Origin of the sequence: Paenibacillus oralis (assembly GCF_003863965.1) — a bacterium.
Lineage (GTDB): Bacteria > Bacillota > Bacilli > Paenibacillales > Paenibacillaceae > Fontibacillus > Fontibacillus oralis.
The window spans coordinates 675650-691049 of record NZ_RRCN01000001.1 but is presented as its reverse complement, the minus strand read 5'-3'; the positions used below and the strand labels follow the sequence as shown (position 1 = coordinate 691049).

Genomic DNA, 15400 nt, shown 5'->3' with positions numbered 1-15400 from the left:
GAGGTGGTTTCATGTACCGAATCGCGATCTGCGACGACGAAGAGGAGCAAAGGCAGCAGGTCAAGCGGATGCTGCTCGCCTTATCCGTCAAGACCGGGATTGACTTCGAGGTTGCCTTGTTCCAAACGGGCGAGTCATTGATAGAGCATTACGAAAACGAGGGCGAGCCTTTTCACATCCTCATTCTTGATATCGAAATGAACGGATTGAATGGCATCGAGACCGCGCGGAAGCTGAGGGAGATGAAGCGGCACGGCGAACAGATCATGTTCCTGACGAGCTATGCCGAATATATGCTGGAAAGCTTCGACGTGGTTACGTTCCAGTACCTGATCAAGCCGGTGGAGCCCGAAGTTTTTGAGGAAAAAATGCTGAAGCTGTGCCGGTATTTTCAGGAGCGCGATCAAGACATTCTGATCATCAAGTCAGCGTATGAGGAGATTGTGCTCCGGCATGAAGATATTATCGCCATCGAAGTCGTAAAGGGCCTGACGGTCAAAAACAAGCTGAAATTCACGACGGTTCATGCCGTTTACGAAGGCAGGGGACTGATTTCAAGTTATGCTTCGGCACTTAAGGACGAACGCTTCCTGCAAATTCACCGCTCCATCCTGATCAATCTGCTGCACGTCCACAAATTTGCCGGAGGGGGAGTCATTATGTCAAACGGAATGGATCTGCCCATCGGGAGGTCCAAGATCAAGGAAGTCAAAGACGCCTGCACGAAATTTATGGTTATGAAGGCAGAGTGAATGATGGAACCGGCTTTTCTCTTGCTGAACCTGGGTGTAGTGCTGGTCATGGCCGTGCAGGTGAATTTTTACTTCAATTCCGTCTTTGGCAAGGAGAGAAGCAAGCCGACGAAAAAAATCTATATGTTGGTGTTTCTCCTGCTGGACTTTTTGTATATGAGCGACTATTTTTCATCGGTCTGGTCCTCGCTGCTTGCGGTGCTGGTCATCTTCTGCCTGGCGCTGGGCTATGAGGCGGACTTCAGGCTGAAAATTCTGTTCTCCATCCTGTATGCGGTACTGCTCACGATGGTCAATCTCATCTGCCTTTTTTTACTTGACCCTTCTGTCTCGATGGACATGGACCGTTCGGAGCTGATGGGGGAGCCGGGACAACTATTGTTTGCCAAAAGCATTCTGCTCAGCTGTACAATCATGTTCGCGGTTGTCCAGATCATCCGGTTTGTGGCCAAGCGCAAAAGTTTTCCGCTGAATTTCCGCTATTACCTGCTGTTTCTCAGCGTGCCGGTCATCAGCATCTACCAGGTGAACGTGATGTCGGCTTACAGCGAGAAAAATATCCATTATTTTCTGGCGGTGTTCGGTTTTGTGGTGCTGAACGTGCTTGTCGTCCATATTCTCGATACCGTAATCGCGAGATTCCAGCTTCTGCATGAGAACGTTCAACTGCAGCGCCAGATGGATTACCAGGATGCCAATTACGAGAAAACGGTGCACAGCTTCAAAAAGATCAAACGTATCCTTCACGATACGAATAAACAGTTTCTGTACGTGGCGGAATGCATCGAGCGGGGCAAGACCGCGGAAGCGAGCGAGCATATCCGGGTGACGCTGAACAAGATCGAAGACGCTTATCCCCGGGTGAACACCGGCAATCTGGTGATCGACGCGCTGGTGACGAACGCGCTGAACATCGGGCAGGCTAATGGCATCCGTATGGACACGGAGCTCCGCCTTTACGACCGGGAGGTCCGGATCGAGCGATATGACCTGTGCGTGGTGCTCGGCAACATGCTGGACAACGCCGTCGAGGCTTCGAAAAAAGTAAAAGTCGCCGAGGACCGCCATATCCGGGTACATATCCGTTCGAGCGAGTCGGCTTTGTTCATCCGCATCCGCAACCATGTGGACCGCGAGGTGAACGATCTGCGCAGCCGTAAGGCAAGCCCGGAGTACCACGGCTTCGGACTTACAAATATCGAGCGGATTTGCGAAAGATACGGCGGGCATATGGCGATCGAAACGGAGCATCGGACGTTCGATAACATGGTTGTGCTGCCTTTTCGCATAGACGATTCCCGGGCCTAGTGCCGTTCGGGGGTCGTTTTTTTCGTTTCAGGGTATTTTTGCGCTGCCTTCTCTATTGCCCGATATAATGAACCTGGGTACCCAAAAGTTGGAATAAAGGGAAGGGGAGAAATCATGAACAGGTTGAAACGAATGGGTGCTGTGATCATGGCGGCCCTGCTGTTGGCTCTGCCGGCGGCGGCAGGAATAGCCCGGGCAGACGGTACGGAGGAGGGCGGCTTAGCCGCGCAAAAAGCGCGGGAGATGGCGGAGGCGCTCATTGGAGGCTACGGCGTAAACGGCGTGCAGTATGCCATTCGGGACGAGGGGAAAGTCGTATTATCGGGCGGTCTTGGCGTGGCGGAAGACGGCAGCAGGGAGCCCATTTCCAAAGATACGATGTTCGGGATCGGCTCGGTCAGCAAAATGTATGTGACCGCAGCCGCGATGATGCTGGTGGACTCCGGCAAAATAGATATCGACCGGCCGCTGACGGATTATATTCCCGACTTTAAAATGGCTGATGAACGCTATAAACGGATTACGCCCCGAATGCTGATGAATCACTCGGCGGGGCTTTACGGTTCGCATTACAAGAATAGCATGTTGTTGGGGGACAACGATACGGAGAATTTTGACACGCTGCTTGAAAATCTCCGTTCCGAACGGCTCAAGTCCGATCCGGGCGAGTATTCCGTATACGCCAATGACGGCTTCCAACTGCTGCAGCTTTTGGTTGAACGGGTAAGCGGAATGAGCTACAGCGAGTTTTTGGCGCGTAACGTCAGCGGTCCGTTGGAGCTAACTTCGACAAAGACGCCGCTTGACGTGTTTGACCGCGACCGGCTGGCCCCAACCCGTTTTCCCGGTATCCAAGGCGAGCTGCCTCCGGAGAACGCGAATGTGGTGGGGACCGGCGGGATCTATTCGACCGCCGAAGAGCTTACCCTGTTCTCGGAGGTGCTGACGGGGGAGCGGCCCAAACTGCTGTCCAAAGCGTTGGCATCAGCCATGCAAAACCCGGAATACCGCAAAGGCGTCTGGGTTGAGGACGAAACGAATACGTTCGGCTACGGGCTTGGCTGGGACTCGGTCGATCTGGCTCCGTTCGGGGATTACGGTATCAAAGCGGTAACCAAAGGCGGCGATACCATTGTGTATCATTCGGCGCTAATCGCTCTGCCGGAAGAGAATATCTCGATCGCGCTGCTCACGTCAGGCGGCTCGTCCATCATGAATACGGCGGCGGCGTCGAATATTTTGCTGGTATACCTGAAGGAGACGGGCGGCATCGCCGATATTCTCCCGGACAAGACCTTTGAGGCTCCCGTGAAAATGGACCCGCCGGACGGTCTGCAAGCTTACTCCGGCTTATACGGTAATGTGGGCTCGACGCTCCACGTCACGATCGAAAACGGAGAGGTGGAGCTGCCCGGGTTATTGAGCGGTATGATTCCGGCGCAAACCTACGTCTATACCGGGGAGGAGGAGTTTACCGGCGTTGACGGCCGCACCGTCATCAGCTTCGACGAACAGACGAACGGGCATACGTACATCCGCGTCAAGACTTATCTGGAGTTCCCCGGCCTCGGGCAGTCGGTGATGGCTTATTATGAATACCAGAAGCTGGACGAGAACCCGCTGGACAAGACGGTTGCCGAAGCTTGGACAGAGCGGGAAGGACGAACTTATTATGCATTGGACGAAAAGATCAATTCGCTGTTCTATCTTTCTCCTTCGGTATTAACGAAAACGATCGGCCTGGACAAGGAAGGCGGCTATGCCAATGGGACGAAAATTACGGATGAAGACCATGCGGTGAACGTCGCCGAAATCCCGGTCATGAACGGCCGCGACGCCTTCGATCTGGACTTCTTCCGCCAGGACGGAACGGAATATCTCCGGGCCGACGGCCGGACGTATACCGCCGAAACAGCTTTGGCGCCCATCTCCGGCGCCGCCGCTTCGATTGTGACGATCCCGGACACGGGTTACGTGCGCTGGTACAAGATCGGCGCGGAAGCAGCCGGGCAGACAATGACCGTAGATTTCCCGCAGAGTGGCGGCTTCGCCGTCTATAATGCGGAAGGAGCTTTGGTGAATTTCTCCGTTGCCAGCGGCATCAACACCGCGCTCCTGCCGGAAGGCGGCCTGATCGTCTTTGGCGGCGGGGCAGGCGATGTATTCAAAATTTCGCTGACGCACAAGTAAGCTTCAAAGATGGGTGGTCGTCTGACCGCCTTGCACCTGGCTTCGCCCGCTGTTTATCAGAGGGTGAAGCTATTGTTTTAAAGGGTGGGTTACAACATACCTTAATATCTTTTCTGAACAGTGTCTTATTAAAGGAACCGTCTTTAATTTAGGAAGGGAAGAGAGGAACACGTTGAAAGGAAGCTGGAAGCGAGGCCCTCGCGAGACGCCGGGAGGTTGAATGCGAGAGGATGTGAGACGCAAAACGGTGAAGGCTAACGGACCCCAGAGCCTCTATTTGGCCAAAAACAGAGGATTCCGAATTTTAACGGACAGAGGCGACCTTATTCCCGGCAAATCTGCAAAAATAGCTCCATTTGGAGCCGAATAGCGTCACCTGTGTCCGTTAGGTCAGGAAATACCCGGGAAATGAGCGATTAGCGTCATTACAGTCCGTTACGGGGAACTCCGGTCCGTTACAGGGAGCAAACGTGGGGAAAATTGCCACTAACCGCGGTCCCGTCACCCTGGAATGTGCGTTGATAAACGTTTTGTTACGGTAAAAAGACCTTTTCGGCTCTGGTCCGAAAAGGTCTTGAAATCAAGCGTGTTCCTGTACTCCGGCTCAACGAAATTCAGCTCAGCGTGGCCAGCGACTCGCGGGTGAACGGCTGCAGTTCGTCGGTGCGGCCGTCCCTGATCTTGGCCGCCCAGGCCGGATCGGTCAGCAGGGCGCGGCCGACGGCGACGAGGTCGAACTCTTCGCGTTCCAAGCGTTCGATCAAATTGTCGATGCTGGCGGTTTCGCTGCCTTTGCCGGACTCGAACAAGCTGGTGAACTCGGAGTTCAGGCCCACGGAGCCGACCGTGATCGCCGGTTTGCCGGTAAGCTTGCGCGTCCACCCTGCCAGGTTGAGGTCCGACCCCTCAAACTCCGGCTCCCAGAAGCGGCGCGTTGAGGCGTGGAAGATGTCGACGCCAGCCGCAGACAGCGGCGCAAGGAAGCGCTCCAGCTCCTCCGGCGTCGCCGCCAGCTTGGCGTTGTAATCGACCGCCTTCCATTGCGAGAAGCGGAAGATGATCGGGAAGTCGGGGCCGACCGCGGCCCGTACCGCTTCGATCACTTCCACGGCGAAGCGGGTGCGGCCCACCAGGTCGCCGCCGTATTCATCCGTGCGTTTATTGGTCACTTCCCAGAAAAACTGGTCGATCAAGTAGCCGTGCGCCCCATGGAGCTCCACCGCGTCGAAGCCGATGCGTTTCGCGTCAGCCGCGGCCTGCGCATAGGCCTGAACGAGCCCTTTGATCTCGCTGACCGTCAGCGGCTCCGATACCGGTTCGCCGGTCAGGCTGAGGCCCGACGGGCCGATTGGATCGGCGTCCGAATCGGGGAATTTCTCGCGCTGGCGGGCGGTGCCGGTATGCCAGATTTGCGGAGCGATTTTGCCGCCGGCTTCATGCACTTCGCGGACGACGCGCGCCCATCCTTCCAGCGCCGCTTCCCCGTAAAAATGCGGCACGTCATGATCGGCCCCTGCCGCCGGATGATTAATGAGCGTTCCTTCGGTGATGATCAGGCCGACGCCATTTTCCGCTCTCCGGCGGTAATATCCGGCCACATTGGGTCCGGGAATGCCGTCCGGCGAAAAGGATCGGGTCATCGGCGCCATCACGATACGATTGTCCAGCTTCAGGTGTCCCCCTTCAAAAGGCTTGAACAGGGCTGCCGCTTTGGATTGGGTCATATTTCTCTCCTCCTATTTTTAGGATAAAGCCGCAAAAAACATACATCTACAAATCTAAATATATAGATGAATAGATCAAAATGCAACCCCGTGAAGCAACCTGAAGGGTTACCTCCCGGTTTGCAGCTTGGCGGCGAGTTCTCCCATAAATGCGGCGATCCCCGCTTCATTTAGCCTGTAATACGTGTATTGGCCATAGCGGCGGGACTCCAGGAGGCCGGACTTCTGCATTAAGGCAAGGTACGAGGAGATCACCGATTGCGTCAATCCGGATTTCTCCTGGATGTTCCCCACGCAGACGCTGCCGGGAAACTCTTGTTTTATGGCGTCCGGCAGCTTCCAGCCCAGCTTTTCCGGTTCCCGCAGCCAGCAAAGGATGTTGAGGCGGGTCTCATTCGACAGAGCCTTCAGCACGGCAATCAGATCTTCATTATTCATGAGGCGACACCCATTCCTAGTTGTTTGTTACAGTATACCAAAAGTTTCGCCTGTAAAAAAACGATTTGACCATTAGCCGCAAGCCGGTGTCTCATGCGCGGTCATTTACGAAAATAGGATCTCATCGAGCCATCCCGCCTTTTTCTTCATGACTTTCAATATCAACGATTCGCTCCTCCAACGAAATAACGTCTTTTAGCTCCGCAAATAATTCCGCAGACTGAAAAAGTTCCTCTATATGAAATACCCCAAAGGACTGGCGGTCCCGGGCCAATTTTCCAGCTATATAAGCCGCGACCCTTCCCGTAACATAACCTTCTCTAACGCCGGACACCGAACCTTGATAAATCGCCTGACGGCCATCCTTCTCACCCCAAACGTCAACTTTTGCCGCAAAATTGTCCGAACCCCATCGCCACGATTCCATGAGGTCGACCGCTTTGTTTCGGATCGCGGGCCGCCCAAGCCAGCCGAGACCGCCCGCGCGTTTTAAACCTGCCGCCGCGCGCGTCACCAGCGGGGAGTCGAAGCACAGACGCGTGGATACGGAGGGGATGTCCAATGTACGGGGGATGACATGCTGATCCGAGAAGTTGAACCGGTAAGCCGTCCGTTGTCCATATGGAGCGGGGAAAAGCGTTTTTTTACCTTCGGTGAAGCTGGCCACCTGACGTCTCCTGCCGTACTCCTGCACGGAAAAATCGGCCGCCAAATTGTCTATCGTCCATTCGATGGCGGCCCGCCCATGCTTCTCCCCCAAACCGAGCAAAACATAAATATCCGCTTGACGGGCCGTGTCCAGCCGCTGTTTGCCTTGTTTGGCCAGCATATTGGTCAGGCCGGGGGCGAGCCCGACGCTTAAAACGGCGGTAGATCCGGCGGGACGGAGCTTTTCAATGTCCGCCATGACCGAATAGTCGGCCGTGATATCGACGTAATCGACTTGGTGGTCGATGCAGGCCTGGACAAACCCCGTATCCCGCAGATCAAGGCACATCACCACCAAGGAAACATCTTGGAAAAAGTCCTCCGGCATCCCTTCGTTCATATCCATCTGCAAAGGAAGCACGCGGCCCCCTTGCTCGTCCGAAAAGCGTTTGGCTTTTTCATATGAACGGCCGGCAGCATATACGTTGCCGGGGAAGTGTTTCGCGAGTTCATGACAGACGACCTGACCAACCTGCCCATAGCCGCCTACGACGACAATACCCTGTTTCATCATCTATACCCCATTTTCAAATCGGAATTTAATTTAGTTACTAAACTATTTGCGCAAAAATTACTCCGTCGTCAGATGACGACAGAGCTTTTCCAGGCACTTATCGAAGATCTCGATTTCCCGCTCGTCGAGCTGCGAGCTCAAATCGCGTATAAAGTTCAAATGCATCGCCTCGTGGGCGCGGTAGGCCTCAAGGCCCGCAGCGGTCAAAGAAACGAGCGTGCTTCGGGAATCGGCCGGATTCGGCGTCCGCCTTACGAGATTTTTCTCCTCCAGACGGAGGATCATTTGCGTAACGGCCCCCTTGGTGATGGCCAGCCGGTGGGCCACCTCGCTCATGAATACGCCTCCTTCCGGGCCGATCGCCTCGATGGTATGAATTTCGCCGGGCGTTAAAGGCCCCGCCTTTCCGAAAACAAACGGATGTTTTTCCAGCCGCCCAAGCTGTACGATAAAGCGGCTTAAATTTTTGATCACGGCCGGGTTACGGCGGCTTTCTTCTTGACTTTTCATGTCTTTAGTTTAGTAATTAAACTAAATGATGTCAAGCGCGCCGCAAATTCTGTTTACTCCGTGAGAAATTTCGTATACACTATTGATTGATCAATTACATCAATCTGAAGGCGGGAAGAGTATGGCAAAAAACGGCGCAACCTCGGTGAATCGGAAAGAAGAGATTATTTCGGCCGCGATCGAAGTGTTTTCCGAAATCGGTTATTTTCGGGCGACAACCGCGCAGGTGGCGGAACGGGCACAGATATCCCAACCTTACGTATTTCGTTTTTTTAAGAGTAAGGAAGCTCTGCTGCTGGCCGCGCTCGAAGTTTCATGGTCCCGGGTCATCCGCTCTTTTCGGCAAGTCGTCGAAACGGCGTCTCCGGAGCAGTTGGAAAAAGGGCTTATTGCGGCGTACGAGGATATTTTAGCCTCATATAAAAATGAAATCATGCTGCAGATGCAGGCCCAGACGATTCCGGAGGATTCCATTAAGGCCGCGATGCGGCAAGGGTTCGGCGAAGTCCGTCAAATGGTTCTGGATGCGTTTCGCGAAATCGGCAGTGAAAATCCGGAGGAGCGGACGATGTTGTTTTTGGCAAGGGGCATGTTATGCAATATTTCCGTAGCGATAGGTATGCCTGAATTGAAGGAGTTTTGACGGCTCCGGTAAGCGGAGAGCAAAAATGGATTCCATTTAGGGCTTGCGGAAGGACAAAAGATGAAGTATGATCAATTTGTGATTGATCAATCACTAACAATGATGAAGGAGTAAATTTGGCCGGGAATCGGTTTGATGACTGCAATAGTAATTGATCAATCAATCACAACAAAAACGGAGGGATCAATTTTATGAAAAAAGCGATCGTATTAGGCGCCACCGGAGGCGTTGGCAATCCCGTAACGGCGGAGCTTTTGAAACGAAACATCGAAACGGTCGTTTTCGGCCGGTCCATGAACAAGCTGCGCGCCATGGCGGAACAGTTGGGAAACCCGTCCCATTTAAAGCTGGCGGAGGGGGATGTGTTTAGCCCGGACGATATCGTCCGGGCGGCGGAAGGCGCGGACACTATCATCAACAGCGCGAACGTGGCTTATCACAAAATGGCGGAGAAGCTGCCGCCGCTGGGAGAATCGGTGCTGGAAGCGGCGAAGCGTCTGCAAGTGAAAACGGTGCTTGTCGACGGCATTTATCCGTATGGACGCAAAACATCGCAGGACCCCATCACCGAAGATCACCCGAAAAAACCGCACACCCGGAAGGGCCAGGCGCGCCATGCTTACGAACAATTGTTTATGCGGGACGGTTGGGGTGGGAAGAATACCCTGATCGCCAGGCTGCCCGATTACTACGGTCCGTCGGCGAAGCAATCGTATTTGAATGCGACGATGGAAGCTATCGCGGCGGGCAAAAACGGCGTTTTTATCGGAACGATGAAGGTGCCGCGCGAGTACGTCTATTTGCCCGACGCGGCGCGCATGATCGTCGAACTGGCCAGCCGCGACGATACCTACGGGGAAAACTGGCACATTCCCGGACCGGGGGTCATTTCCGGCGAACAAATCGTGGCGATCGCATCGCGGGCCGCGGGCTACAAGGGCAAGATTCGGCCTGTAGGGAAAATCACGCTATCGCTCCTCGGCTTGTTTGAAAAGCCCATGAAAGAAATCGTGGAGATGCTTTATTTGACGGAAGAACCGCTGACGTTAAGCGGGGAAAAGTACCGGCGCCGAATCGGCGAAATCCCGAGTACGCCCTATGAGAAAGGGATTGCGGATACGATTCGGCAGCTGCAAGCGAAGATAAAGAGCAACATGTAATCAAAGCTGATGATGCCCAACCCATTCCGTTATGAATTGAAACATTTGGGCGGCGGCCGGGGAAAGATTGTTCCTGGAGATGGCGGCAAGCCCGATCGTGCGGTAATGTTCGCCTTCCAACGGCCGCAGGCACAGGTTATGAGTCATATGGGCGAGAATCATTTCCGGAAGAATGCTGATCCCCAGACCGTGCTCGACCATGGACATGATTGCATGATCATCTTCCAGTTCATATTTGATATTTAGCGGCCCCTTATACTTCATAAAAATCCGCCGGACGTCCGCGTCGCAGCCGGAGATCGGAATAATAAAAGGCTCGTTGATGATTTGATCCAAGGAAACGGCCGATTGGTTCGCCAGAGCGTGACCGGGAGGCAGAACGCAGAACATCCGGTCTTTTTTCAGCTCGGTCACATCAAGCGGCTGCAGCGTGGGCAAACTGACAAAACCTATATCGATATGGCCGGTGGCGAGCCATTGCTCGATTTCCTGGTAATGCCCGTCGTACAGCTTTACTTCAATATGGGGGAATTCGGCGTTAAAAGCCTTCACCATTCCCGGCAGCCAGTGGATCGATACGCTTGAGAAGACGCCGAGCTTAACGGTGCCCGCCACCAATCCCTTAATCAAGGCGATCTCTTGGTACAATCGCTCATTCAACTGCTGTATTCCTTGAAAAAAATGAAACAATCGCTCTCCGCTGCTCGTGAGGCGGACCCCAGAACGGTTGCGGATGAGCAAGGTGAGCCCCAGTTCCTGCTCCAAACTGGAAATCGCGTGACTGACCGCGGATTGGGTTAAATTCAACTGCTCCCCCACCTTTGTCAGACTTCCCGTTTCAACCGCCTTCAGCAAAATCTCGTATTTTTGCAGACTCATGGTCGCTCCTTTAATATGAAAAAAATAAATGCAAATCATCATAAACATTGATTTTATTTATCTATATTTGCCGTATATAATCATAGCAGCAAAAAATATGTTTGATAAGTGCGGGAGGGCATGTCATGAGGGAAAACAAGGGGAATGGTGCTAAGGAACTATAAAAGTCCCGGTATCAGATGGAGACACCAGGACTTTTTTGCTGAATTAAGAAGAATTTTATTAATAATTCTGAAAGAAATCCGATATATTCTAAAGCAGGAGGGCAAAGGCTAAAGATCAATTTAAGAAGAGGTGGAGTTTTACATGCAATGGTATTTGAAGGTAATGAAAAACTACGTAGGATTTCAAGGGAGAGCGCGGCGCACAGAATTTTGGATGTTTGCTCTGTTCAACGTGATCATTTCATTCGTTCTTGGGTTCTTGGGGGGGCTCATTGATGTCACCGTAGGCACTGTGCTGGGTTACATCTATGGTTTGGTGGTCCTGCTGCCTTCCTTGGCGGTTGGGGTTCGCAGACTGCATGATATCGGAAAAAGCGGATGGATGATTTTGCTCGGATTGATTCCTTTTGTCGGAGGCATTATTTTACTCGTATTTTATTGCCTTGACAGCGAGCAGGGCGATAACCAATACGGACCGAATCCGAAAGCTTTCGATCCAGTACATAACACATTCGCAAAATAATATAATTTAACAATGTTTTTGCCCACGCTAAACGAAGGAATCACAGGCATGCTTGCCTGTGATTTTTCGTCTTTTCGGGGAAGAAATGCGCCTTTATGGACCATCGGGGGTTCCGGCCAAAGTCAACCCCGTTCTTCGGAGTGGCCGCACCCTGGAGGAAAGCTAAGTTCGGGTTTATAAACCGCCTGCAATGCGTTATCATGGACTAGGATTATGACATACCCGCGGATAGGAGCCAGAAATTCATATGATCGGTACACTCGTAAACGTAGGGGCGATTATCGCCGGAAGCCTTATCGGCAGCATTTTTAAAAAAGGTTTAAACGAAAAATACCAGGCCGCGCTGTTTACGGCCATCGGTTTTGCCGCGACCGTACTCGGCATCAATGCCGTGGTCACCAACATGAAGAACAGCGCGTTCCCAGTCTTGTTTATCATCAGCTTGGCCGTCGGCAGCCTGATCGGTACGGCGCTGGATATCGACGGCAGGTTTCAAAAGCTGGTCGGCCGCTTTTCGACCTCGAATTTGGGGCAAGGGCTATCCACGGGGATTTTGCTCTTTTGCATCGGGACGCTGTCGATTTTGGGGCCGATCGAAAGCGCCATCCGCGGCGACCACACCTATCTGTTCATGAACGCTACCCTCGATCTGGTCACCTCGATGGTATTGGCTTCTTCTTATGGCATCGGGATTATTTTGACGGCGGTGGTATTGTTTCTTTGGCAGGGCGCCATTTACATGAGCGCCGATTATTTGGCCCCTTTCCTGACGGCCGACCTGCTGACGGAAGTTTCGATCGTGGGCGGGGTCCTGATCGCCAGCTCGGGGCTGTCCATTCTTAAAATCAAAGAAAGCAAAACGCTGAACATGCTGCCATCGCTGCTCGTTCCGGTCGTCTGGTTTTTGATCAAAGGCTGGATCGGTTAAAAAATCATGCAAAAAGGCCCTCCGCAGTTTCCGTCAGGAAAACGGGAGGGCCGGGGCGTCACATATTATCTGCGGGGCAGGTACCTCCTAATAAATAATAGCGGAACTTTATGGTCTTATTTTCCGGAATTGAACATGTTTATCCCCATTAGCGGAATTATATGTCCTTATTTTCCAAGGAGCGGGGCAAAAGTCGGCCATCACCCTGTGATTCAAGAAAATAGCGACATAAATTTCCTTTATTGCTCTCAAAATGGGTGATCCCGTCGAATTAGCGACATTTTTTGTCCTTATGTTTCCGCTTAAGCTTTTCAACAGTCTCAACGTTTGCCATTTTTTCTCCCTAAGCGCGCATGCTCCGGTAATCTTCTTCCTTATCCTTGATGTCAGCCAGCACATCTTGCCGCACCTGGCGATCCGCCAGAGCTTGCAGCAGCTTGCCTTGGATTTCGGCGGCGGCTTCGGGATCGCCGGCCCGGGTGGCGACGGATTCGGAGAGACGGTCCATATAATGCCGGTAATCGATATGCCCGAGCGTACCTGCGGCAAGATGGCTGTTCTCCAGCAAGCTGGGGGCCAGCGTTTTGCGGGCTTCTTCGACCGCGGGAGGAATGATGTGAATCCGCCCGTCTTGGCCCAGCAGCTTATAAGGCTTGGTCATTGGCATGGCCAACGCCACCTGCGCATGTACGGCCACTTTGCGGTGGGGCAGCCGCTCCGCAATCGCCTCCAGCACGCCGTTGCTGCTCTCCGCATATTTTGTGCCGTCAAAATAAAGGGTTTTGGCCGTAGCTTCCGTAAAGAAATCCTGCGCCAAAAATTCCTCCGTCCGGTCCATGGGCGGCTCCACGCGAATTGTAAGCGGATTGGACACGATGTCCTCGTGTTTGAAATGCAGCGCCACCTGAACTGTATAATCTCCGGGCTCGGACACCTCCCAGCCGTTTTTCCCCACCGCGATAAATAACGAGTTATATACCGATTGCCCCGGGGCCAGCACTTCATGCTCCGGCTTATGAATATAGTGGACGAACGGCGATATTTTGCGCGCGGTTTTCCCTTGTTTTTTCACGATGATAGTCATGTTGTCCAGATCGGCCAATATCCGCCGGTCTATGATTTGCGGTTCGGAAGTCCGGTTGGTCAATTTGAGCTCCAGCACGACGGGCTCCATAAATTCAAAGCGTAAGGTTTCGCGATTGGCCCGGAGCAGCAGCTCGAAGGCCGGCTTGGCCAGCAGGCGGTGTTGCTCGAAACCGTGGTGGTCGAACCATTCAGCGTTGCCCATTTGCACGAAACTCTCCGGAGCATGGCGCATGAACAGCAGCTCGTTATCGGAGAACCGGTATTCAAAGTTGGCGAAAAAGGCGGTTTCGCCCCCCCGTACGCTGTAAGGATAGTTCATGAAGCTGCGCGCTTCTCCTTCGTTTCGTAAAGGAATCCACGGCTCGCCAAGCGCTTTTTGCCAGGAATGGGCGAGATTAAACCCGTGTCCCATCTCATGGCAGGCGGTCCAAAACTTCATGCGTTCCACCCACGCCTTCGGATGGCTTTCGCCTTCTGCGGGGACGCTGATGAACGATCGATTGAAAAGCGCTGTTCCCTGGCGGTGCTGCGGGCCGATGCTGTCGAACATAATTCCGCCCACGGAAGGCCCTTCTTCATACAGGGAAGCGAAAAATACCCATAGCGCCCATTTCGGCACATTGGCAAATTGCGACCAATGCCTTTGCATGGCGTCATGCATCTCCGCGTCGCTCCAGCGCACATCCAGCCCCGCTTCGGAGGTCGGGATCGAGTTTGCGCCCTCGGAGATACTTACGTCGAAGCCGGCGCGGCGGAATACATTTTCAATCGTTAGCTGTTCGTTCGGTAGAGTGGCGGGATGATTGGGATGCGCATGCGTGTCGATAGCCAGAACGGGAGTTACTCCGGCTTCACTGTCAAATTCGAACTGAACGGGATGGAAATAGGGAGAAGTCCAGCGGTAATACGAAGTATGCGTAAAAGAACTGCCGTTGGAAAAAATCACTTTTAAGAGGTTGGAGGGTGCTGCCTCCAGTGCGATGTTGACGGTCGTGTACGGAAACTGCGAAGTATCCCCGTCTTTGAAAAAGATTTGCCCTTCCCAGGCAGACGGGCCAAGCGCGGCTAACTTAGCGGTCCAATGGATGTACAATTGAGGGTGTTTCCAGGCGCCACTTACCGCCATTTGCGGATAGGGGCCGTCCACATCGAGCCGCAGCGTTTCCTGAACGGCATCGGCGGCCGTTTCGGCCCGATTCAGCAGCTTGTCCCTGAACAGGTCCTCCGCATGGTCCAATTCCCATAATCCGCTGATACGATTAGCATCTTCAGAGCAGGATACGAATGCCATGACGATCACGCCTTTCTATTAAAATATGGAATTATATTAATATTTAACCACAAATTCGCAGTTGAAACCATAAAATTTCTAAAAATGGTAAAATGATACTATTAACTGCGCACTAATCGCCAAAGCAACTCTGAATTCCTGGACGCTGATTGGAAATATCCAATAAATTGGTCCGAGTAGCGGCAATTTTCATTGGCAGATTCTGTACGCATCATAAGTTGTTTCTTCGTTCATTCCGTTTTCGGAAAGATAGAGCTGGCTATGGGAATTTTGGGTGGGCTAGTTTGCAGAAGGCCGGAGACGGCAATCCCGGGGCTTTTAACTTTTGGCAGGCTTTTCGAGCGATACTATCGCCCTTTGGAAATCTAACGGTTGTAGCAGCGGCTATTTTACGAAAAATGACCTTTTCTAAATTCTAACGGTTGCAGGCGCCGTTATTTGCCTTAATCCAGGTAAAAATAGCCGGGGTTAAGCGAAATAAGCGCCATGGCAACCGTTAGAATTTGAAATCAACGTTTTTGGAACAAATAGCGGTTGTGGCAACCGTTAGAGTAGTTTCGTGGTTAGAAATGTATCTTTCTG

General features: G+C 52.8%; 13 protein-coding genes. 7 read left to right on the top strand and 6 right to left on the bottom strand.

What is annotated here, in order from left to right; genetic code table 11:
* The first annotated feature begins 11 nt into the window (after positions 1-11).
* From EHV15_RS03255 to EHV15_RS03245, 3 genes are all read left to right on the top strand, one after another.
* Positions 12-752, top strand: a complete 741-nt coding sequence (locus EHV15_RS03255; protein WP_128630003.1) for a LytR/AlgR family response regulator transcription factor — start codon at positions 12-14, stop codon at positions 750-752.
* Positions 753-2060, top strand: a complete 1308-nt coding sequence (locus EHV15_RS03250; protein ID WP_178075751.1) for a sensor histidine kinase — start codon at positions 753-755, stop codon at positions 2058-2060. It begins immediately after the preceding gene.
* Positions 2061-2183: 123 nt separating this feature from the next.
* A complete protein-coding gene (locus tag EHV15_RS03245; RefSeq protein WP_128635150.1) occupies positions 2184-4250 on the top strand; it encodes a serine hydrolase domain-containing protein in 2067 nt (688 codons plus the stop codon).
* Between the two features lie 614 nt (positions 4251-4864).
* On the opposite strand, the gene EHV15_RS03240 is transcribed toward EHV15_RS03245, so the two are convergent.
* The 4 genes from EHV15_RS03240 to EHV15_RS03225 form a co-directional block, all read right to left on the bottom strand.
* Positions 4865-5974, bottom strand: a complete 1110-nt coding sequence (locus EHV15_RS03240; protein WP_128630002.1) for an NADH:flavin oxidoreductase — start codon at positions 5972-5974, stop codon at positions 4865-4867.
* Between the two features lie 108 nt (positions 5975-6082).
* Positions 6083-6412, bottom strand: a complete 330-nt coding sequence (locus tag EHV15_RS03235) for an ArsR/SmtB family transcription factor (RefSeq protein WP_128630001.1) — start codon at positions 6410-6412, stop codon at positions 6083-6085.
* Between the two features lie 121 nt (positions 6413-6533).
* On the bottom strand, positions 6534-7634 hold the full coding sequence (locus EHV15_RS03230) for a saccharopine dehydrogenase family protein (protein ID WP_246061286.1): 1101 nt from the start codon (positions 7632-7634) through the stop codon (positions 6534-6536).
* Between the two features lie 57 nt (positions 7635-7691).
* Positions 7692-8144, bottom strand: a complete 453-nt coding sequence (locus tag EHV15_RS03225; RefSeq protein ID WP_128630000.1) for a MarR family winged helix-turn-helix transcriptional regulator — start codon at positions 8142-8144, stop codon at positions 7692-7694.
* 121 nt (positions 8145-8265) lie between these two features.
* Between EHV15_RS03225 and EHV15_RS03220 the strand changes: the two genes are divergently transcribed.
* Positions 8266-8787 (top strand): TetR/AcrR family transcriptional regulator, encoded by a 522-nt coding sequence (locus EHV15_RS03220; RefSeq protein ID WP_128629999.1) that lies wholly within the window; start codon positions 8266-8268, stop codon positions 8785-8787.
* A 191-nt stretch (positions 8788-8978) separates the two neighbouring features.
* Positions 8979-9947, top strand: a complete 969-nt coding sequence (locus EHV15_RS03215) for an SDR family NAD(P)-dependent oxidoreductase (RefSeq protein ID WP_128629998.1) — start codon at positions 8979-8981, stop codon at positions 9945-9947.
* Here EHV15_RS03215 and EHV15_RS03210 read toward each other — a convergent pair whose 3' ends face one another.
* The gene (locus EHV15_RS03210) at positions 9948-10826 is read right to left on the bottom strand and encodes a LysR family transcriptional regulator (protein ID WP_128629997.1); all 879 of its coding nucleotides are present in this window, start codon (positions 10824-10826) and stop codon (positions 9948-9950) included. It abuts the gene before it with no gap.
* A 306-nt stretch (positions 10827-11132) separates the two neighbouring features.
* Here EHV15_RS03210 and EHV15_RS03205 point away from each other — a divergent pair, with 306 nt between their 5' ends.
* Both EHV15_RS03205 and EHV15_RS03200 read left to right on the top strand, forming a co-directional pair.
* The gene (locus EHV15_RS03205) at positions 11133-11513 is read left to right on the top strand and encodes a DUF805 domain-containing protein (protein ID WP_128629996.1); all 381 of its coding nucleotides are present in this window, start codon (positions 11133-11135) and stop codon (positions 11511-11513) included.
* 247 nt (positions 11514-11760) lie between these two features.
* Positions 11761-12441, top strand: coding sequence for a DUF554 domain-containing protein (locus EHV15_RS03200; RefSeq protein ID WP_128629995.1), 681 nt, complete (start codon positions 11761-11763; stop codon positions 12439-12441).
* Between the two features lie 343 nt (positions 12442-12784).
* Here the strand turns inward: EHV15_RS03200 and EHV15_RS03195 are convergent, their stop codons facing one another.
* Positions 12785-14818, bottom strand: coding sequence for a zinc metalloprotease (locus EHV15_RS03195; RefSeq protein WP_128629994.1), 2034 nt, complete (start codon positions 14816-14818; stop codon positions 12785-12787).
* Positions 14819-15400 lie beyond the last annotated feature (582 nt).